23 protein-coding genes are annotated in these 21,293 nt (G+C 48.5%); 12 read left to right on the plus strand and 11 right to left on the minus strand.

What is annotated here, in order from left to right; translation table 11 throughout:
- Nucleotides 1-30: 30 nt before the first annotated feature.
- The 10 genes from AC5SV9_RS02125 to tkt all read right to left on the minus strand — a co-directional run bounded on the left by AC5SV9_RS02125 (nt 31) and on the right by tkt (nt 10,629).
- Nucleotides 31-1,290, minus strand: a complete 1,260-nt coding sequence (locus tag AC5SV9_RS02125) for a tetratricopeptide repeat protein (protein ID WP_134054289.1) — start codon at nt 1,288-1,290, stop codon at nt 31-33.
- A gap of 1 nt (nt 1,291) precedes the next feature.
- On the minus strand, nt 1,292-1,909 hold the full coding sequence (locus tag AC5SV9_RS02130) for an energy transducer TonB (RefSeq protein ID WP_273021772.1): 618 nt from the start codon (nt 1,907-1,909) through the stop codon (nt 1,292-1,294).
- 2 nt (nt 1,910-1,911) lie between these two features.
- Nucleotides 1,912-2,316 (minus strand): ExbD/TolR family protein, encoded by a 405-nt coding sequence (locus AC5SV9_RS02135; RefSeq protein WP_273021774.1) that lies wholly within the window; start codon nt 2,314-2,316, stop codon nt 1,912-1,914.
- A 12-nt stretch (nt 2,317-2,328) separates the two neighbouring features.
- The gene (locus tag AC5SV9_RS02140) at nt 2,329-2,856 is read right to left on the minus strand and encodes a MotA/TolQ/ExbB proton channel family protein (protein ID WP_397472155.1); all 528 of its coding nucleotides are present in this window, start codon (nt 2,854-2,856) and stop codon (nt 2,329-2,331) included.
- On the minus strand, nt 2,856-4,223 hold the full coding sequence (locus tag AC5SV9_RS02145) for a MotA/TolQ/ExbB proton channel family protein (protein WP_475151609.1): 1,368 nt from the start codon (nt 4,221-4,223) through the stop codon (nt 2,856-2,858). Before AC5SV9_RS02145 ends, AC5SV9_RS02140 begins: the two co-directional genes overlap by 1 nt.
- Nucleotides 4,224-4,229: 6 nt before the next feature.
- Nucleotides 4,230-5,000 carry a DUF3450 domain-containing protein gene (locus AC5SV9_RS02150; protein ID WP_134054279.1) on the minus strand — a complete coding sequence of 257 codons (771 nt, stop codon included), beginning with the start codon at nt 4,998-5,000 and terminating at the stop codon, nt 4,230-4,232.
- Nucleotides 5,001-5,248: 248 nt separating this feature from the next.
- A complete protein-coding gene (fba, locus tag AC5SV9_RS02155; RefSeq protein ID WP_134054277.1) occupies nt 5,249-6,313 on the minus strand; it encodes a class II fructose-bisphosphate aldolase in 1,065 nt (354 codons plus the stop codon).
- 60 nt (nt 6,314-6,373) lie between these two features.
- Nucleotides 6,374-7,552 carry a phosphoglycerate kinase gene (locus AC5SV9_RS02160; RefSeq protein WP_475151611.1) on the minus strand — a complete coding sequence of 393 codons (1,179 nt, stop codon included), beginning with the start codon at nt 7,550-7,552 and terminating at the stop codon, nt 6,374-6,376.
- A 1-nt stretch (nt 7,553) separates the two neighbouring features.
- Nucleotides 7,554-8,582, minus strand: coding sequence for an erythrose-4-phosphate dehydrogenase (gene epd / locus AC5SV9_RS02165; RefSeq protein WP_134054273.1), 1,029 nt, complete (start codon nt 8,580-8,582; stop codon nt 7,554-7,556).
- A 49-nt stretch (nt 8,583-8,631) separates the two neighbouring features.
- Nucleotides 8,632-10,629, minus strand: coding sequence for a transketolase (gene tkt / locus AC5SV9_RS02170; protein ID WP_475151613.1), 1,998 nt, complete (start codon nt 10,627-10,629; stop codon nt 8,632-8,634).
- Nucleotides 10,630-10,959: 330 nt separating this feature from the next.
- Here tkt and metK point away from each other — a divergent pair, with 330 nt between their 5' ends.
- From metK to AC5SV9_RS02220, 10 genes are all read left to right on the plus strand, one after another.
- The gene (metK, locus tag AC5SV9_RS02175; RefSeq protein ID WP_134054269.1) at nt 10,960-12,108 is read left to right on the plus strand and encodes a methionine adenosyltransferase; all 1,149 of its coding nucleotides are present in this window, start codon (nt 10,960-10,962) and stop codon (nt 12,106-12,108) included.
- 205 nt (nt 12,109-12,313) lie between these two features.
- Complete coding sequence (locus AC5SV9_RS02180) at nt 12,314-13,888, plus strand: AbgT family transporter (protein WP_475151615.1); 1,575 nt, start codon at nt 12,314-12,316, stop codon at nt 13,886-13,888.
- Nucleotides 13,889-13,996: 108 nt separating this feature from the next.
- Nucleotides 13,997-14,725, plus strand: a complete 729-nt coding sequence (gene rsmE / locus AC5SV9_RS02185) for a 16S rRNA (uracil(1498)-N(3))-methyltransferase (RefSeq protein WP_475151616.1) — start codon at nt 13,997-13,999, stop codon at nt 14,723-14,725.
- Between the two features lie 10 nt (nt 14,726-14,735).
- Nucleotides 14,736-15,698, plus strand: a complete 963-nt coding sequence (gene gshB / locus AC5SV9_RS02190; protein WP_475151619.1) for a glutathione synthase — start codon at nt 14,736-14,738, stop codon at nt 15,696-15,698.
- A 23-nt stretch (nt 15,699-15,721) separates the two neighbouring features.
- A complete protein-coding gene (locus AC5SV9_RS02195; RefSeq protein ID WP_475151621.1) occupies nt 15,722-16,279 on the plus strand; it encodes a YqgE/AlgH family protein in 558 nt (185 codons plus the stop codon).
- Complete coding sequence (gene ruvX / locus AC5SV9_RS02200) at nt 16,279-16,695, plus strand: Holliday junction resolvase RuvX (protein WP_226765648.1); 417 nt, start codon at nt 16,279-16,281, stop codon at nt 16,693-16,695. Before AC5SV9_RS02195 ends, ruvX begins: the two co-directional genes overlap by 1 nt.
- A complete protein-coding gene (locus tag AC5SV9_RS02205) occupies nt 16,679-16,933 on the plus strand; it encodes a DUF1653 domain-containing protein (RefSeq protein WP_475151623.1) in 255 nt (84 codons plus the stop codon). Before ruvX ends, AC5SV9_RS02205 begins: the two co-directional genes overlap by 17 nt.
- 120 nt (nt 16,934-17,053) lie before the next feature.
- Entirely contained in the window at nt 17,054-17,302 is a 249-nt protein-coding gene (locus AC5SV9_RS02210; protein WP_475151626.1) for a superinfection immunity protein, read from the plus strand.
- A 42-nt stretch (nt 17,303-17,344) separates the two neighbouring features.
- Nucleotides 17,345-18,451: a sensor histidine kinase gene (locus AC5SV9_RS02215; protein ID WP_475151627.1), complete on the plus strand. Its 1,107-nt coding sequence runs from the start codon at nt 17,345-17,347 to the stop codon at nt 18,449-18,451.
- On the plus strand, nt 18,444-19,157 hold the full coding sequence (locus AC5SV9_RS02220; RefSeq protein ID WP_475151629.1) for a LytR/AlgR family response regulator transcription factor: 714 nt from the start codon (nt 18,444-18,446) through the stop codon (nt 19,155-19,157). The genes AC5SV9_RS02215 and AC5SV9_RS02220 overlap by 8 nt, the downstream gene beginning before the upstream one ends.
- An 11-nt stretch (nt 19,158-19,168) precedes the next feature.
- Here the strand turns inward: AC5SV9_RS02220 and AC5SV9_RS02225 are convergent, their stop codons facing one another.
- Nucleotides 19,169-20,053 (minus strand): tRNA/rRNA methyltransferase, encoded by an 885-nt coding sequence (locus AC5SV9_RS02225; protein ID WP_475151630.1) that lies wholly within the window; start codon nt 20,051-20,053, stop codon nt 19,169-19,171.
- Nucleotides 20,054-20,273: 220 nt separating this feature from the next.
- Between AC5SV9_RS02225 and AC5SV9_RS02230 the strand changes: the two genes are divergently transcribed.
- Nucleotides 20,274-20,729 carry a hypothetical protein gene (locus AC5SV9_RS02230; RefSeq protein WP_475151631.1) on the plus strand — a complete coding sequence of 152 codons (456 nt, stop codon included), beginning with the start codon at nt 20,274-20,276 and terminating at the stop codon, nt 20,727-20,729.
- Entirely contained in the window at nt 20,726-21,232 is a 507-nt protein-coding gene (locus tag AC5SV9_RS02235) for a hypothetical protein (protein WP_475151633.1), read from the plus strand. Before AC5SV9_RS02230 ends, AC5SV9_RS02235 begins: the two co-directional genes overlap by 4 nt.
- The last annotated feature ends 61 nt before the right edge of the window (nt 21,233-21,293 follow it).

Genomic DNA, 21,293 nt, shown 5'->3' on the forward strand with positions numbered 1-21,293 from the left:
TAAAAAAACCCACCGAAGTGGGTTTTTTTATTACAGGCTAACGCCTTTCTGCTTGGCTTTGTCTTTGATGTAAGACTCCCAACTACGCACCTGACGTGACATAGCAGGATCCTTTTTAGCATTCATCAACGCAGCATAGGCTTCTTTATACTTCTTCTGATAGAAATACGCATCTACCAGACTCATATAAACACCTGAAGGCTTATCAACATTCATTGACAATGCTTTATCAAATGCAGCAATGGCTTCGTTGTAACGCTGAATAGCGAGGTAAGAAGAACCCTGACGACGATAAGCATCAGCGTCGTTTGTCATCTTAGCTAACTCACCGTAGTACTCTGCAGCTTTTAAGAACTCACGCGCAGTTTGATAGTTAGAGGCAATGAAGTTCAGATTGTTTTTGTCTTTTTTGACCAATCCGCTCTTCATGTGCTTTTCCATCGTCGTCGCTGCTTTGTAAGGAATGTTATTATTGGCATACATCTGTGCCAACATCCTTACTTCAGAGTCTTTCTCCAGATAGCCTTGCGAGTATGCTAGCTGTAACGTAGACAATGACTTGGAATACTCTTCTGTCAGTGTATAGAAGTTACCCAGGTATACCCAGAACTGCTTATTCTCGGGGAATAACTGCACCATGGTTTCAACCACGGCAACCAGATCTTTGTAACGCTTCAGCTCATACAGTGCAGCCATTTTCAGCTGATAAGGCCCTTCCGTCGGCTTAGGCGAAAAACGAATTGCATCGTCAGCCGGCGCGATAACCTTATCATGCTGATTCATCAGGTAATAAGCATTAGCTATACGCATATAGGCGTCTGAATTTTGTTCACCAGTGAACATAATCCAGTCTTCATACGCTTTAATGGCTTTTTGATATTGTTTATCCTGCAGCAGCATATCTGCCAGCAACTTCATAGACAGCGCCTGATCATTAAATGTCAGCACGTCTGGCTTAACAGCCAGCGTCAGATATTTAATGGCCTGCTTTTCGTCTTTAGTTGCGTACAGGTTACCGAGGAAACGGTTAAGCGTCGCTGTATCAAACTCGTTGTTTGAGTTTACATCCAGTAAAACTGCAATGGCTTCATCAAGCTTCTCTTCGTTGTACAAATCGAAAGCTTTAACCAGCGTTTTACCTACACGTTCACCCACTATCTGAGTTTTACGCGCTTTACGCTCTTCAACTTTAGCCATATTAGGTTGTACAGCTGCAGTAACAGAGGTTGCTGTCACAGTAAGCGCAGTTGCAATTACCAATGCTGAGGTAAGTTTTTTAAGCTTCAACATCTTAACCTCCAGCCATATCTAAAGTGAAATCAAGTTGAACCTGCTGGCCTGTCTGCTTCATTGGTTTGCCGTCAACCACTTTAGGGCTGTACTTCCAACGGCGCAGAGCACGAATAGCTTCACGGTCGAACACGCGACGAGGTTCAGCTTCAATCACCTCTACTTCGTCAACGCTACCATCTTCCATAATACTAAAACGCAGTTTAACCCAACCTTGTAAGCCATCACGTGCAGCCTGAACCGGGTAGCGTGGCTCAATCCGAACGATTGGCGTTGCATCACCGTCACGCATCATGCTTGATGGATCACCCAAACCAGCACCACTTGAACCTAAGTTCAACCCTGGCATATTAAAGCCAATGGCACCCGCAGCGTTTGCTGTATCAGGTTCTGGCTGCGGCGCTTTTGGCGGCTGAGCCGGTGGCGGCGGTGGTGGCGGTGGCGGTGGCCGCCGCGTCTGTGTTTCTGAGTCTGGCGGCGTAGTGTTAATTTCAATAACAATACGCTCTTGCTCTTTTACGTCGCGCTTTCCACTGGATTGCAGCAAAGTAGCCATCATTAAAAACAACAGAAACGTTACCACCCCACCGATTATTAACGATGTCAGGAAACGTACCATAATTACTTGGTCTCCCCGGCTATACTAATCACCAGTGAAGGGTCAGCAGTCTTAATCTGATCCATAACTTCCATCACAATACCGTGCTTCGCTTCTTTATCAGCCTGCACAATAATGGTGTCAGTTGGTGACTCAGCTCTAAGCCGTTCAATGTTAGCTGAAACCCGCTCAACATCAACTGTACGCTTGTCCATCCAAATCTCACCGTTAGCACGGATAGCGATAAAGATAGTGGCGCTTGGTTTCTTTTGAGCCTGAGCAGCTTCAGGTTTGTTTACATCGATACCAGCTTCCTTAACGAAAGATGTGGTTACAATAAAGAAGATCAGCATGATGAATACGATATCCATCATTGGCGTGATATCAATCTCCGCCTGTTCAGCTTCGCGAATACGTTTGCGTGCCATAAAAAACTCTCTTTAATGATGCGGTAAACTGTCGGCTAAAGCAGCTTTTTCCCGCTTAACCTGTACGTCTAACCGCGCACTGAAAAATACACCTGATATCGCTGCAACCAAACCTGACATTGTCGGGATAGTTGCCATAGAGATACCTGTTGCCATGGTTCTTGGGTTGCCGGTACCCTGTGTTGCCATAATGTCAAACACAGCTATCATACCGGTTACCGTTCCCAACAATCCAACCAGTGGACACAGTGCAACCAAGGTTTTAATAAGCAGCATACGCTGGTCTAATTTATCTGAAGCCTCGGAAATCCAGCAATCACGGATCTTATGTGCATACCATGATGTGGTATCAGCTCTGGCATCCCAACGGGCAATAATATCTCGCTTTAACTTTGGATATTCTGCCTTAAGAAACCAGAACCGCTCTATCATCAATACCCACATGATGAAGAGTACCAGGGCGACAACGTAAAGTACGTTGCCACCGGTATGGATAAAATCCTGAACAGATTCCCACAGCTCTATTAGCTGGAGTATCATTAGGCTTTCTCCTGCTCCGCGTGCGCAGCAATAATGCCGGCAGCCTGCTCATCTAACACATGTAAAATAGATTGCGCTTTCGACGATACGATTGAGTGTAAAAACAATAATGGAATTGCTGCGATCAGACCCTGAGCAGTTGTTACCAACGCCAGAGAGATTGAGCCTGCCATCAGTTTCGGGTCACCTGTTCCGTATAACGTAATTTGCTGGAATGTTTGAATCATACCGATAACAGTACCTAGCAGACCCAGTAACGGAGCAACAGCTGAGAACAGTTTGATCAGACCAACTCCACGCTCAACTTTTGGCGTTTCACGCAAAATCGCTTCGTCCAGTTTCAGTTCCAGGTTCTCTGCATCAGCAGTTTTGTTCTCATGGTAAACGCGTAAGATACGGCCCAATGGGTTGTTCTCAGACGGGTTCGCCAGGTTTTTCAGCTGAGAGCGAATCTTAGCACCAACTGCAGACAGAACAATGATACGCTCAAGTGCAATCAATACACCGATAAAGAACACAATTGTAATGATATAACCAACTTCTTCACCTGCCTGATAGTATTCAAACAGAGTTGAACGCTGCTGGTTCAGACGCAGTAAGCTGTTGCCTTTAGTCGGGTCAACATAAATACCGGTAATTTCACCTTTGCTGGCGTTATGGTATGCCGCTACAGAATCATGAATTTTAGACTGTGGCTGACGACCCAGAGGTTGGATCTGATCAGTATCACGGTTCAGAACCAGGTATTCAGTGTCAGTTGTCAGGTGGAACGAACCAAAACGTGTTACGCGTTTAGTTTCAACACCGCCATCCAGCTTAACGACTTCAGCGTCAAACTGAGCTACTTTGCCTGACTCAGTCATTTCAGTCAGCAACGCCATCCACAACTCTTCCATTTCACCCAGAGTTGGTAATTCAGTCGCTGATGCTACTGAGCGCAGCGGCACATCACGGCCCGGATATTGAGCACTGATGATAGAGCCAGTGATATCACCAATTGACTGGTTAGCTGCCTGGCGAACAACACCGAACAGCTCGCCCATAGTACCTAAAGCACTTTCCAGTTCCTGCTGCTTCTGACCGATCAGAATATCGTTGTCAGCATATTCTTTCTGTAAGCGCTTACCGCGGTTCTCTTCATCAGTGAACTGCTTCTTAGCGGTGTTTAACAGCGCTTGCTTGTCAGCACGCTCTGCCAGAAACGCACGCTCACGCTCTTGGTTAGCACGGCCTTCAATTGTACGTTCTTTTTTCAGTTGTTCTAACAACTGATCCAGCTTCTGAGTGTCAGCAGCTGCGTTAAAAGCAACACCAGCGGACAGAGTTACCGCTGCGGCAATTAACATTGTCTTAAATGTCTTTTTCATGTGTTCTTACTCCGCTGCGATAAGTGGTACGCGATCCATTTCAAGCGTGGCTTCACGACGAGCCATCTTGATAAACTGAGAGACTGATGTCAGGTATGAACCTGGCAACTCTTCCCAGCTTGAGGTCTCTTTGTTCCACACCCAGCCAGAGTTTCCATCCAGTGACAGTGCCATTAACGCCAGACGGCCAACATGTACGAAATCTACTGTGATTTCCTGACCGTTTAACTGCAGTGTGCCTTGGAATGCATCTACTACTGAGCCGTAATCGACTTCGATGCTGTAAGCTTCCAGGATTTGACGGTATTGCTCAGATAACTGAACGTCTGAACGGCCCATCAGCTCACGCAGTTTTTCTACGCGTTCCAGACGACGCTCGGTACGCAGAGGAATATCAGCTTTTACAAACTGCTCCAGCGCGTCGATCATACGGAACATCAGTGGTACTGTACCTTTACGGGTATCTTCCAGACCATTGATTTGACGCTGAATTGAATTGATTTGACGCTGTTGATCAGCAACCAGAGTGGCTAAGAAATCATTATAAACTTTTAAGTTTTCAGTCTGGTCTACCACCTGACGATATTCGCCCAGCAGCTCCTGAGACTGTTCATAAATGTTGTTAATCTTTTCCTGAGACTGCACTGCTGCGCGTTGAATTTGACTGCCTTCCTGATGCAAAGCTTTTAAGTCTGTTGCCAGAACATTCGCCGACAGGGCGAAAGTACCGGCCAGAGCTGTTGCAACAAGACTCTTGCGAATTTTATTGTTAAACATAGTTCCCAACCAATTATTGCTGATTAACGTAACCTGAAGTTGTAAGGGCCAAGCTGTTCTTACAGACAGGAAAGGCCCTCGGTTAGAGGGTAAACCGTCCGCATCATTACAGGTAAAAACGCCCTTGTCAAGATAACGCAGGCGTCCAGAGGTCTGTTCTGATCCGGCTGTTAAACCGGCTTATCACCCAATTTATGCACTATTAAACAAATGAAAATTAATTTGTTATAGTTCATTAAATTTTCTGCTTATTTTATATTCGGCGTCAGTTTCCCGGCCGTATATAAAGCAACCATGTCATCAAGTGAAATGGCTTTGATTTTGCTACCGTGTCCGGCGGCATTAAAGGCTTCATAGCGGGCAATACAAATTTCTGTCATTGCCTTTACTGAAGCCTGTAAATATTTGCGAGGATCAAATTCTGCCGGATGCTGCGCCATGTAACGGCGGATAGCACCGGTAGACGCCAAACGCAAGTCGGTATCAATGTTAACTTTACGCACACCGTATTTAATGCCCTGCTGGATCTGCTCTACCGGAACACCATAGGTCTCAGGTATCTGGCCACCGTTCTCATTAATAATCTGCAGCCATTCCTGCGGTACCGAAGATGAGCCATGCATGACTAAATGCGTATCAGGAATACGTTCATGGATCGCTTTAATACGATCAATCGCCAGAATATCACCTGTTGGTGGGCGGCTGAACTTATAGGCACCATGCGATGTGCCGCAAGCAATCGCCAGCGCATCAACCTGTGTTTCACGGACGAACTGTGCAGCTTCTTCCGGGTCTGTCAGCATTTGATCATGGCTTAAGATACAATCTGCACCTATACCATCTTCTTCACCCGCGGCACCGGTTTCCAGTGAGCCTAAACACCCTAACTCGCCCTCAACCGATACACCACAGGCATGCGCTATTTCAACAACTTTGCGCGTTACATCTGCATTATATGCGTAGTCCATGGGTGTTTTGCCATCTTCACCCAGCGAGCCGTCCATCATGACAGATGAAAACCCTAACTGAATTGAACGTTGACAAACGGCCAGCGAGGTACCGTGGTCCTGATGCATCACTACCGGGATATGCGGAAACTCTTCTGTCGCTGCCAGAATGAGATGACGCAGAAACGGCGCGCCGGCATATTTTCTGGCACCGGCTGATGCCTGAACTATTACCGGGCTGTCTGTTTTATCAGCAGCCAGCATAATAGCGCGCATTTGCTCCAGATTGTTTACGTTAAAGGCTGGTATGCCGTAACCGTATTCGGCGGCATGATCCAGCATTTGACGCAATGAAATAAGGGCCATGAAATCCTCTCTATAATCTTTTAGGGTACAGTTTTAATATCACACTTTTATTATTTTTATTTACGCTTTAGCGCGTTGTTCCAGTATAGCTACAGCTGGCAGAGTTTTACCTTCTAAAAACTCAAGGAAAGCGCCACCACCAGTAGATACATAGGATACTTTGTCTGCGATGTTATATTTATCGATTGCCGCCAGGGTGTCACCACCACCAGCTATCGAAAACGCATCGCTATCTGCAATCGCATGAGCAATTGCTTTAGTGCCGCCAGCAAACTGATCAAATTCGAATACCCCTACGGGGCCGTTCCAGACAATGGTGCCTGCTGACTTCAGAATATCTACCAGCTCCGCCGTTGTATCAGGGCCGATGTCAAAAATCATATCCTCGTCATCAACCGCAGCAACCGGTTTTAACGTTGCCACCGTCGTTTCACTGAATGCGCCGCCTACGACAACGTCTGTCGGTACCGGGATATTACCGCCGCGCGCTTTAGCCTGGGCCATCAGCCGCTGAGCTTCAGGAATAAGATCAGCTTCGTATAATGATTTGCCGACATTATTACCATTTGCAGCAATAAAGGTATTGGCAATGCCACCGCCAACTATCAGCTGATCAACAATACCTGATAACGACTCAAGTACAGTCAGTTTGGTTGACACTTTAGAACCGCCTACTATTGCTACTAAAGGCCGCCTTGGATTTTTCAGTGCCGCCGCTAACGCATCAAGCTCTGCAACCAGCAATGGGCCGGCGCAGGCAACAGGCGCGAATTTCGCTACGCCATGCGTTGACGCCTGGGCACGGTGTGCAGTGCCAAAGGCATCCATCACGAATACATCGCACAGCGCCGCCAGCTGTTGTGCCAGCGCATCGTCATTCTTACCTTCGCCTTTATTAAAACGCACGTTTTCAAATACCACCACTTCACCGGCGGCTACATCGATACCGGCGAGGTAATCGGAAGCCAGACGAACTGGCGCCGATAATACCTGTGCCAGATAATCAACCACCGGCTGCATCGATGATTCCTGGTCAAACACGCCCTCTTCCGGCCGACCAAGGTGTGACATCACCATCACCTTCGCACCTTGTTTAAGGGCAAGTTCTATAGTGGGTATCGCCGCTTTTAAGCGCGCATCCGACGTCACTTTGCCGTTTTTAACCGGTACATTCAAATCCTCGCGGATCAGCACACGTTTGCCGTTAAGATCCAAATCGCTCATGCGAATAACAGACATTTCAAGCTCCTTGTTTTAAATTCGTTTGCATCATCGCCCGTGCGGTATCCAGCATCCTGTTGGCAAAGCCCCATTCGTTGTCACACCATACCAGACATTTTACCAGCCGTTTGTGACTAACCCGGGTTTGCGAACCATCAACAATGCAGGAATGGGCATCATGATTAAAATCAACCGAAACCAGTGGTTCTTCGGTGTAATCCAAAATACCGTCTAACTCTCCGTAACGTGCCTGCGCCAGCACTTTGTTCACATCATTGATACTGACATCCCGCAGTAGACTGACGCTTAAATCCATTGCAGTAACGTTCACCGTTGGTACGCGTACTGCTATTGCTTCAAAGCGGCCGGCGAATTTCGGTAAGATCCGCTCGATACCCAATGCCAGCTTAGTATCTACCGGAATAATAGACTGACTGGCAGCTCGGGTACGACGTAAATCCGGATGATAGGCGTCAATAACCTGCTGGTCATGCATAGACGCATGAATTGTCGTAATAGTGCCGCTCTCGACACCAAAATGCTGATCCAGTACCTGGATCACCGGCACGATACAGTTGGTAGTGCAGGAACCGGCCGACACAATATTCATCGCGGCAGTTAAACTGTCGTGATTAATACCGTAAATAATAGTGGCATCAATATCCGCATCGGCAGGATGAGAAAACAACACTTTTTTAGCACCGGCAGTTAAATGCCACTGCGCGTGTTCGCGGCTATGAAATACGCCGGTACATTCTAAAACAACGTCAATATCAAGTTCACGCCACGGCAAAGCGAGGGGATCCGCTTCACAAAACAGCGCTATATCGTCCTCAGCTACACGGATACCGCCGTCAAACGAGCTGACGCTGTACCCAAAGCGGCCATGTGACGTATCGTATTTCAATAAATGGGCAACGCCTTTGGCATCGGCCAGTTCGTTAATCGCGACCACTTGCAGCTCGTGCTGCAAACCTTTCTCGTAAATAGCCCGCAGTATATTGCGGCCTATACGGCCAAAGCCGTTAATTGCCAATCTGATTGCCATAACACCACATAAAAAAATGGGACCAGAATTGATCCCATTGTATTAAATATTACGCCAGCAACTGCTGCGCCGCTTCGAGTACTTTTTCGGTGGTAATACCAAAGTATTCAAATAACTGCTCGGCGGGTGCCGATTCGCCAAAACCGGTCATGCCGATAACTTTGCCGTTTAACCCCACATACTTATACCAGCTGTCAGTAATACCTGCTTCAACTGCGATACGCTTTGTTACCGCAGCAGGTAATACGGCTTCACGGTATGTGGCATCTTGCATTTCAAACGCATCGGTTGACGGCATCGATACCACCCGTACAGCCTTGCCTTGCTCTGTCAGCGTTTTTGCGGCCTGTACAGCCAGTTCCACCTCAGAACCGGTGGCAATAATAATCAGCTCTGGCGTACCTTTACAGTCACTCAGGATGTAACCGCCGCGTCGTACATCTGCAAGTTGCTGCGCGCTGCGCTCTTGCTGTACCAGATTTTGCCGGGTAAAAATTAATGTTGACGGGCCGTCGGTACGCTCAATGGCAGCCTGCCAGGCAACCGCAGACTCAACCTGATCACAAGGCCGCCAGTTCACCAGATTAGGGGTCGCACGTAATGCTGCCAGTTGTTCCACTGGTTGATGTGTCGGGCCATCTTCACCCAAGCCGATAGAATCGTGAGTGTAGACAAATATTACCCGCTGTTTCATCAATGCTGCCATACGCACAGCGTTACGGGCATATTCCATAAACATTAAAAAGGTGGCGCCGTAAGGAACAAAACCGCCGTGCAGTGCGATGCCGTTCATAATGGCTGACATACCAAATTCACGCACGCCGTAATAAATGTAGTTTCCGCTGGCGTCTTCACCGGTCAGAGGTTTACTGCCACTCCAAATGGTCAGGTTAGAGCCTGCTAAATCTGCAGAGCCGCCCATAAACTCTGGCAGCAAGGGGCCAAATGCGTTCAGTGCGTTCTGTGATGCTTTACGGGTAGCGATAGTGGCCGGGTTTGCCTGTAGTTTCTCAATATACGCTTTTGACTGCTGCGCCCAATCGGCGGGTAATTGCCCGGCAACGCGACGACTGAACTCAGCTGCCAGTTCAGGGTGAGCCGCGCTGTAGCGGGCAAACAGCTGCTGCCAGTTTTGTTGATCGGCAGCACCTTTGGTTTTTGCGTCCCAATCAGCATAAATATCTGCTGGGATCTCAAAAGGCGCATGCGGCCATTGCAAAAAATCGCGCGCTGCTGCTATTTCGGCATCACCCAGAGGTGCACCGTGACAATCGTGGCTGCCACCTTTATTCGGTGAACCGTACCCTATGACGGTGCGGCAGCAGATTAAGGTCGGCTTTGACGTTTCGGCTTTGGCCTGAGTAATAGCCGCTTCTACGGCTGCTGAATCATGGCCATCAACATTGCTGATCACATGCCAGCCATAGGCTTCAAACCGCGCAGGCGTGTTATCCGTGAACCAGCCCTCAACATGGCCATCGATAGAGATACCATTGTCATCCCAAAACGCCACTAACTTACCCAGCCCCAGCGTACCCGCCAATGAACAGGCTTCATGTGAAATACCTTCCATCAGGCAGCCATCACCTAAAAACGTGTAGGTGTAGTGATCAACAATATCGAAACCAGGCTGGTTGAACTGTGCTGCCAGCGCTTTTTCCGCTATCGCCATACCAACGGCGTTAGTAATGCCCTGCCCCAAAGGGCCAGTTGTAGTCTCGACACCCGGCGCATAACCATATTCCGGGTGGCCAGGCGTGCGGGAATGTAACTGACGGAACTGTTTTAAATCTTCAATACCCAAGTCATAACCAGTCAGGTGCAACAGCGAATACAGCAACATAGAACCATGGCCGTTGGACAAAACGAAACGGTCGCGGTTGGGCCAGCTAGGGTCTTGCGGATTATGTTTAAGAAAATCGCGCCATAACACTTCGGCAATGTCCGCCATACCCATAGGGGCACCCGGGTGGCCAGATTTAGCTTTTTGCACCGCATCCATGCTAAGCGCACGGATCGCATTGGCGAGTTGTTTACGAGATGGCATGTTCACTCCTGACATTGCGCGGCTTCTGTTTGACGAAGCAAGTTATTATTAAGCTGAAATGTTAAGGCGTTAAGTGGCACTATTTTCCCAGAGCCCCCGCCCGATGGCAAATTTAAATCAATCAGCATGCTGAAATTTCACACTTACCGATCCAATTAACCAGCGCTACGTATTTAGCTTCGTAAAATAGCATTAAAGACGTCTGGGTGGCAGATTTTTCTGGCAAACACTTTACAGTTTCTCTAGAATACCCGCCTATTTTTTGGGTTCGGCTATGCTGTTAACGATAACCGAAACTGACTGCATTAACTTATTTGTGGAATACAACCGATGGCACAACATATTTTTACTTCTGAATCAGTATCTGAAGGACATCCGGATAAAATTGCTGATCAGATATCCGACGCCGTTTTGGATGCAATCCTGGAACAAGACCCTAAAGCCCGTGTCGCTTGCGAAACCTTTGTTAAAACCGGCATGGTGTTAGTTGGTGGTGAAATCACTACCAGCGCCTGGGTAGACATTGAAGAGCTGACGCGTAAAACAGTACGTGAGATTGGTTACACTCACTCTGATATGGGTTTTGATGCCGACTCTTGTGCCGTATTAAACGCCATCGGTAAACAATCACCCGATATTAACCAGGGGGTTGACCGTGCAGATCCGAAAGAGCAAGGCGCTGGCGATCAGGGTTTAATGTTCGGTTACGCCAGTAACGAAACCGATGTATTAATGCCTGCACCTATCACTTACTCTCATCGCCTGGTGCAGCGCCAGGCTGAAGTACGTAAAAACGGTACTTTGCCATGGTTACGCCCGGATGCAAAATCACAGCTGAGCTTTATTTATGAAGACGGCAAGCCGGTGGGCATTGACGCCGTAGTGCTGTCAACCCAGCACTGTGACAGCGTTAGCACATCCGACCTACGTGAAGCTGTGATGGAAACCATTATCAAGCCGGTGTTACCTGCTGAATGGTTAAACAGCAAAACTAAGTTCTTCATCAACCCAACGGGTCGCTTCGTGATTGGCGGCCCTATGGGCGACTGTGGCTTAACCGGCCGTAAAATTATTGTTGACTCATATGGTGGTATGGCCCGCCATGGCGGTGGCGCTTTCTCTGGTAAAGACCCATCCAAAGTTGACCGCTCTGCAGCTTATGCTGCTCGCTATGTGGCAAAAAACATCGTGGCTGCCGGTCTGGCTGAACGCTGTGAACTACAGGTGTCTTATGCCATCGGTGTTGCTGAGCCAACATCTATCAGCCTGGAAACCTTTGGCACCAGCAAGCTGGACGAAGCAGAACTGATCAAACTGGTACGCGAACATTTCGACCTACGCCCTTACGGCCTGATAGAAATGCTGAAACTGGAGCGCCCTATTTACCGGCCAACAGCGGCTTACGGTCACTTTGGCCGTGACGAGTTCCCATGGGAGCAAACTGACAAAGCTGAGCTGCTGCGCCAATACGCGAAATAAATCTTCGCTAAAACGCGTTAAAGTAAGTTGAAGGAGAGCCCTGCTCTCCTTTTTCATAACCGGTATTTAAGAACCGTTTTTACATTCCCCCTGCGCGCACTCTCAGCTTATCATCTGCTGCTTTTTGTGTATGATAAGTGCGCGATAACACAGGGTCCTCTGTTACCTCACAGAGCGAATACAAAACTATAAGAAAGGAACCACTATGTCTGAACAAACTGCCAATGCTGCCAAAAGTGGCTGGCTAAACCGCGCCCTCAATACCATTGAGGTGATTGGCAACAAGCTGCCGGATCCGGCGGTACTGTTTGCCCTGTTAATGATTGTTGTCTGGCTAAGCTCATGGCTGTTATCAGGCATGACATTTGCCGAAGTTGACCCGCGCACCGGCGATGCCATAAAAATTAATAACCTGCTGGAACCTACTTCGCTTACCGCCTTTATGGCTAAAATGGTCGCGACTTTCGTCAGTTTCCCACCGCTTGGTGTCGTACTGGTTGCGATGATGGGGTTAGGCGTGGCCGAATATACCGGCTATATCAACGCTGGTCTGCGTTCTATTTTATCTGTTACGCCTAAAATGTTACTAACACCGGTATTAATTGCTGTGGGTGTACTAAGCCACGTTGCGGTAGATGCCGGTTATGTGTTGGTTATTCCGCTGGGCGCGGTAATTTTTTATGCCGCAGGCCGCCACCCGCTGGCAGGTATTGCCGCCGCTTTTGCCGGTGTATCCGGGGGCTTTTCGGCCACTTTCTTTGTTCCGTCCAGCTTAGATCCGTTACTGGCCGGCTTAACTCAGGCGTCAGCGCGGCTGTCTGCCGACCCGGCGGCTGCACAACTTGTGATCAATCCGCTTAACAATTACTTCTTTACCACCGCATCCACCTTTTTAATTGTCATTATCGGCTGGGTTCTGACAGATAAGTTTATTGAACCACGGCTGAAAAACACTGCTATAGACGGCGATCCGGCCGACCTGCCCAAAATGGATGCACTGCAACCACACGAGCGCAAAGGTCTGCGTTGGGCGACATTTGCCATGGTATTAAGTGGCGTGCTGCTGATGGTGTCGGCAATGCCTGAGGCATCGGCCTGGCGTTCACCACTAAATGGTGAATTGACCCACTCTTCGGCACCGTTAATGCAGTCTATTGTTGGCATTATTTTTGTGTTCTTTTTAATCCCGGGTGTTGTTTATGGCTATGTGGCCGGCACAGCGAACAACCACCGCGAGATCATTAAAGGCATGAGCAAAGCGATGAGCGGCATGGGCTACTATATCGTTATGGCATTTTTCTGTGCCCAGTTTATTTATGCCTTTGGTCAGTCTAACCTGGGGGCATTAATTGCCATTAAAGGCGCAAACTGGCTGCAGCAAATGTCATTCCCTATGGGTGTTACATTGGTTGGTATTGTATTCTTATCCGGCTTTATTAACCTGTTGGTGGGCTCTGCATCTGCGAAATGGGCATTGATTGGCGCAGTGATGGTACCTATGCTGATGGAGCTTGGCGTATCACCGGATTTAACGCAGGCAGCTTATCGCGTTGGCGACTCATCAACCAATATTATTACCCCGCTGATGCCGTACTTCCCGCTGATTGTAGTGTTCTGTCAGAAGTATGTTAAATCAACCGGCATCGGCACACTGATAGCGCTGATGTTGCCATTCTCAATCAGCATGTTACTGCTATGGACCTGTTTCCTGCTTGGGTTCTGGGCACTGGATATCCCGCTTGGCGTAGGCGCAAGCTACACCTACCCTGTTGCAGGCTAAACGGCCGCTGTTAAACCAACAAACCCTGCCTGTGCAGGGTTTGTTTTTACTGTTAACTCAGGCGTCGGCCTGCTACCATTTCGCGATGTTTTCTTAAAGTGTATCTCTATGCGTATTCCCCGTATTTATCACAGCAGTGCCATAGCGCTGCACACTGAATTTACCCTGGACGATGACGCAGCCAACCACGTTGGCCGTGTATTGCGTATGCCGGTTGGCAGCGAGTTACAGCTGTTTAACGGTGATGGTTTCAACTACCCCGCAACTATCCGTAGCATCGATAAAAAACGGGTGATGGTAAGCGCAACCTCGCAACAGCCAAACCCGGTTGAGTCACCGGTCAGTATTCACCTTGGTCAGGGCATATCACGCGGCGACAGAATGGATTTTGCCATTCAAAAGGCGGTTGAACTGGGCGTTACCGAAATTACGCCACTGTTTACCGAGCGCTGCGGCGTTAAACTTGACGGTGAGCGGTTGCAAAAACGTAACGAGCAATGGCAGAAAATTGCCATTAGTGCCTGTGAGCAAAGCGGTCGCAGTATTGTGCCAAAGGTACACCCGGCCATAAGTCTGCAGCAATGGCTGAGCCAACAAACAAAAGAATTGAAGCTGACCTTGCATCCACGCGCCACCGACACCATTAAGACCCTAACGGCCAGCTGTCATATCCGTCTGGTTATAGGGCCTGAAGGTGGCTTTACCGACCTCGAAATGGCACAAACCAGTGATGCCGGCTTTACTGGTATACAGTTAGGCCCGCGAGTACTTCGTACAGAAACAGCCGCATTAACCGCAATCAGTGCCTTGCAGCTGCAGTTTGGTGATTTAGCATAAGGAACTTAACATGAGCAACGCGATAAAACTGGGTATCGTAATGGACCCAATCAGCGCCATTAACATAAAAAAAGACTCCAGTTTTGCCATGTTATTGCAGGCGCAGCAGCGCGGCTACGAAATTCACTATATGGAAATGGCCGACTTGTATCTGTTGGAAGGCCAGGCACGTGCCAGCACGAAATTACTCAGCGTTGAGCAAAATCCGGACAAATGGTTTAGTTTCTCCAGCCAGCAGGATATTGCGCTGAGTGAACTTGATGTCATACTGATGCGCAAAGACCCGCCGTTTGACACTGAGTATATTTACGCGACCTATATTCTGGAACGTGCGGAAGACGAAGGTACGCTGATCGTAAACAAGCCGCAAAGCCTGCGTGATGCCAACGAAAAACTCTATACCAGTTGGTTCAGCCAGTTCACACCTAAAACCCTGGTCAGCCGCGATGCCAAGCGCTTAAAAGCGTTTTACCAAACCGAACAGGATATTATTTTAAAACCACTGGATGGTATGGGTGGCGCCTCTATTTTCCGTTTAAAACCTAATGATGCCAATGTCAGTGTCATCATTGAAACCCTGACTGAACACGGCCAGCGTTATGCGATGGCTCAACGCTATATTCCGCAAATTACTGACGGTGACAAACGGATTTTAGTTGTAAATGGCAAACCCGTGCCATACTGTCTGGCAAGGATCCCTGCCAGTGGTGAAACCCGGGGTAATCTGGCGGCCGGTGGCCGAGGCGAAGCCAGACCACTATCTGAATCAGACTGGCAGATAGCCAATGCCATAGGGCCAACTCTGAAAGCTAAAGGGCTTATTTTTGTCGGGTTGGACGTTATTGGTGATAAGCTAACAGAAATCAATGTTACCAGCCCGACCTGTATCCGCGAAATTGAAGCGGCGTTTCCGGTCAGTATTACCGCTATGTTATTTGATGAAATTGAACAGCTGCTGGCCAGCCGCCAGTGACAACAAGATGTAGTGAGGTCACGATGCAGAATTTTCAGAACCACTTCTTAATAGCGATGCCAGCGTTGGATGATCCGCTGTTTAAACGCAGCGTGGCCTATATTTGCGAGCACAACGAAGAAGGCGCCATGGGCATCGTGATTAACCATCCACTGGATGTCAAAGTCGCCGATTTGCTGCAACAGCTGCAAATCGAGTACGACAGTAAAAGCCCGGCAGCCACTGCACATGTCTGCGCCGGTGGCCCGGTACAACATGACCGTGGCTTTGTATTACATACTGCCAAAGAAGGCTATGGTAGCAGCATGCGCCTGAGCGACGAGCTGATGGTAACCACCTCAAAAGATATTCTGTTCGATTTAACGACAGCGCAGGCTCCGGATAAATTTATTCTCGCACTGGGTTATGCTGGCTGGACTGCCGGCCAGTTGGAACAGGAAATTGCCGATAATGCCTGGCTGGTAATACCGGCAGACAGCGCCATTATCTTCGATTTAACACATGCTGAAAAATGGCAGTCAGCGACAGCAAAAATAGGCATTAAGCCATGGCAGCTGACCAATGAAGCCGGGCACGCCTGATGAGCCGCACTGTACTTACTTTTGACTACGGCACGAAAAGCATTGGCGTGGCCGTAGGCCAGGAGTTAACAGGCACAGCATCGCTGTTAAGTGCGTTAAAAGCGCAAGATGGTACACCAGACTGGAACCTGCTGGAGAAGCTGATCACAGACTGGCAACCGCAGTTACTGCTTGTAGGCTTACCGCTGAATATGGACGGTACAGAGCAGCCTTTTACCGCCAGAACACGTAAATTTGCCAACCGGCTGCACGGCCGTTTTGGTTTGCCGGTAGAATTACATGACGAACGGCTAACCACCACAGAAGCCCGCAGCCAGCTGTTTGCAGAAGGTGGCTACAAGAAGCTAACCAAAGACAAAGTAGACAGTCTGTCAGCGAAAATCATCTTCGAGAGCTGGTATGAACAACAATATTGAACCCCCTCTGAAACCGGGCTATTACCAGCACTACAAAGGGGCTTATTATCAGGTAATAGACTTAGCCCGCCACAGCGAAACTGAAGAGTGGCTGGTTATTTACCGCGCCCTGTATGGCGACTTTGGCCTGTGGGCAAGGCCGTTGACTATGTTTACCGAAAACGTCGAGATTGCTGGCGAGCTGCTGCCCCGCTTTCAGTATATCGGTGAGAAAAACCCACTTACCGCTGTAGATTAAACCACCGGATAACCCTAAACCGCCTTTTATCAGGCCTAAATACCGTTTATCACTTAACTTCCCCAATGATTATTGCTCCGGGATACTCTTGTTATTGTCAACCAACAAGAGGACTGCAGCATGTTTGAACAAACCGAGTTTTTCCATCAGTTAAGCCAGATTAATCCGTTACTGTGGGCTGTATTTATTCCATTGTTTTTGGCTTTTTATTTTCTGCCAAGTGTCATCGCAATATTTCGTAACCGCCGGCATCTGGGTAAGATTTTTTTAGCCAATATCCCGGCAGGTTTTTCCTGGATAGCCTGGATGGCACTGATTATCTGGGCCTTTACCGGAAAACAGAAAAGACCAGCTGAACAGACAGCCTGATCAATAGTAGACTGTATTTACTCAGTTTTTTTGCGACCTGATATGGCCTTACTTAACAGCTTTAAACAACATATTCCAACCAGGCATTGTAGCCGCGCCTATCTGTGGGCGCAGCTGGCTACTATGGGGGTATATACCAGCTATTTTATGGCGTACACCCTGCCTTTGCTGGACAACAAGCAGCTTAACCTGCACTTTCTGTTTATGCTGAAATACATCATAGAAAGCGCAAGCTTTGCACTTTTTGCTCATTGTTTTCTGCGTCCGGTGCTCAAAACCCAGTCGCAGCAGGCGGGACAGCGTTGGCTGCTGGTTATTTTATTTTTGATCGTTGCAGCTGCGCTACAAACCGCTGTCTCGTTCTTTTTATCGGAGCTAGAGCTGCTAAAAGCTACCGATATGAGCAAAATTACAGTGTTGTCAGATGAGCATAACTCACCGCTGCAGATGACTTTCAGTACCAGCTTTATGCTAATAACATTGTTCGCATCGTTTAGTGTTATGTTTGCAATGTGGACAGCTGCCTACATTGCCTGGCAAAACTGGCAACACCGTAAAACCCTGCAACTGCAGATGCAGCAGGCACAGCTGCAACAACTGACGAATCAGCTTAGCCCGCATTTTTTATTTAATGCCTTTAACAGTATCAGAGCATTGATTTTTGAGGATCAGCATAAAGCCGCAGATACAGTAACGCGGTTATCCGAGCTATTTCGCTTTCACCTGCAAGCGCATCTGCAGCCATCTGCAACACTGCAGCAAGAGTGGCAACTGTGTGAGCAATATCTGGCAATTGAGCAGGTGCGGCTGGAGCAACGGCTGCAATTTAGCTGCGATATAGACGCAGAATTGTGGCAGCAGAAGCTGCCTACACTCAGCCTGCTCACTTTAGTTGAAAATGCCATTAAACACGGTATTGCACCTAACTCCGGCAACGGCCAGCTGCATATCACCGCCTCAGCGCTATCGCATGGCTGGCAGTTGCAGGTAAGCAACAGCGTGCAGAATACGACCCAACAGGCTGGTACCGGTACCGGCCTGAGCAACCTGCGCCATCGCTTAAAACTGATGTATGCAGACAACGCCAACCTCAGCCTGGTACCACAGCAAAACAGCTACTGCGTAAAACTGGAGTTTACTGATGTATAACTGTTTACTGGTTGATGATGAGCGCCTGGCCCGGACAGAGCTAAAACGGCTGCTGAGCGCACATGCGCAGTGCGCAATTGTTGCTGAAGCGGCAAACGCCAGCGAAGCGTTAACATACCTGACGACGCAAAGTATTGACCTGGTATTTCTGGATATTCAAATGCCGGGGATCACCGGCCTGCAGCTGGCAGAACAAATACCCGCGTCAACCCAGTTTATTTTTTGCACTGCCTATAACAGCTTTGCACTTAATGCTTTTGAATTAAATGCTGTCGATTACCTGCTAAAACCGATAGCGCCAGAGCGGCTGGCCAAAGCATTACAAAAGCTGCGCCCCATTGGCAATGGCCCTGTGATGCATTATCTGGCAGAGCAACACGGTATCTTGCTTAAATTTGGCGACAGCCAGCGTGTAGTAAAGCTAAGTGAAATCAGCCGGTTTGAAAGTATTGGCAACCATGCTGCGGTATATACCCCTTATGGTAAAAGCTTTATACACAGCTCGTTGTCGAAAATAGAGCAGAAGCTAGACCCGGCGCTGTTTTTTAAAGCCAGCCGGGCAGACATAGTGCGGATAAGCGCAATCAGCCAGATAGAACCCGCTATTGCAGAAGGCAGCTTAATTGTGGTTTTGGATGATGGTCAGCAGGTCGATGTCAGCCGGCGCCAGGCGCAGCTGCTCAAACAGCAATTCAGTGCCTTTTGATGCAAAGTAGCTTACAGCTGCTGCCGGAACCACTCGCCAAGGATCAGGCTTGCAGCAACACTGACATTCAGTGATTCTACCTTGCCCGAGCCCGGAATTTGCAGCGCAATGTCGGCGCTTTGCGCGACGTTTTTAGAGACGCCAAACATCTCCTCACCAAAAACGATGACGACTTTGGCAGGCAGTTTGCTCTGATACAGTGAGGTGCCACCGTGGCTGGAGGTAGTAATAAGCGTATAACCGGCTTCTTTGCATAATTTCAGCGCCAGTGGCAGGTTGTCACAGGCCAGGCCATCGACAAACTCGCCCCCGCCTTCAGCAGTGCGCAGCGCCGCGCCCGATTGCAGTAACTCCGGCTGCTTAATAATAATGCCGCCGACATCAAAATGCGCGCAGCTGCGGGTAATAGCACCTAAATTATGCGCATTACCTACACCATCCAGCGCCAACAAGCAGTCTTGCCGCTTGCGGCTGTTGCTCTGTAAATACTGCGCCAAAGTCAGCACGGGCTTGCGCTTAACCAGCATCACAACACCGCCATGGTGGCCGCTGGCAGCCACTTTTTCCAGTTCGGCATCATCGACAATGTGATACGCCTTTTTTGTAGCTGCTAGATATTTCATTACATCAGCAAACTTTGGCGCCATTTTTTCCGATACATAAAGCCGGATCACAGATTCAGGCCGCTGCTGAAACAACACCCGGCAAGCGTTAGCACTGTATACCTTGGTCTCGTTGTCCTGCACCGCCTTAGCCGCTTTAGCGGGCTGGTTTTTTACCGGCTGCGCTTTAGCTGCTGTCGCCACACGGGCAGGTTTAGCGGCCTTGTCGGTTTTGGTCCACGGCTTTTGTAACGGGTTGGCGGCTTTGTTTTTATTCGGGCGGTTTTGCGACATCGATATTCCTGTATCAGCCTAAAGGCCAGCAATCATTATTGCGGCGAATTTTAGCAGCAACGCAGCAACATTACTTCTGTTTTACAGTAAGCGAATCTAGTCCATCACCAAGCGATCAGAAAGTAACTTAAAACCACAACTAAGTCACACTATGTTAACTTTTGTTTTATTGCCTGCTACTATGCGGGCATTAATGTTTAAGTTTACTTAGGCCTGCTACATGGATTTGTTTGCTGTTGTAAAACTGCTACTGTTTATCTTTCTTAACCCGCTGATAATCCTTGCCTATATTTTTGCTTTTAGTGAAGGCAGCCCGCTTCTTGGCCTAAAACTGCAACCGTTTTATGACGTTGGCGACAATTCCATGCGCATTAACCTGGGGCTGTATTTACTATTTTGCCCGCTGGCGTATGCCGGGTTTATTGCCCTGCAACTTGCCGTGGTATCACCGCTGGCGCTGCAGCCGCTTAGTGCCGTTGAACTGCTGCAGGTTCAGCTTAGCTGGAGCAATGTTATTGCACATCTGGCCAGCGTGTTTACTCTGGCAGCTTTGCTGTCACGTAGCGGGGTTGAGGGTAATGTCGCCGGCTTTATTTTTGCTCCTATTATCCTTGTCAGCTCAGCGCTGCTGTTTATCAACCATGTGTTTTGGCTAACCGGGAGGGTTCTGGCATGAGCGCAGCAGTAGAATGGTGGATGTATCTGGCGCATGCGTTTACCCCTATGATGCTGCTGTTGGGTATGCCGGCACTCATGCAGGCGCGCCAGGGTACTGCCAGTAACGGCGAAGCGGTTACAGCCTCTGAAACCACTGACACCGCCTTACCTGAAGTGCCGGTAAGCGCCGTGAATAGCAAATTCGCCGTATTTGCCAGCAGTGTAATTACGCAGCTGCTATTAACAGCCATTTTTTATGGGCTTTGGTTGGCGGCACATTGGCTGGTGTTCTGGTTTTTAAATAAACCTTTTAATGTTGATGCTTATTTTTACAAACCTGCGCACTTAGCCTATTGGTTTCCGTATCTGTTTGGCACAGTAGTCTATAGCTACTACGCTTTGGCTGGGCCGTTATTAAACAATCAACTACAGAAAAACCTGCTGCATGGCATTATTGTTACCGGCGCACTGGCCAGTACTTACATGGTGTTTGTCACCTATTTAGCCTGGTTATTGCGCTAAACCCGCAGCACCTCCTCCTTTCTTAATAATGAGAATAGGTGCTGATGCTCCAGGCCGAACT

Source organism: Rheinheimera sp. ATLC3, assembly GCF_059429535.1.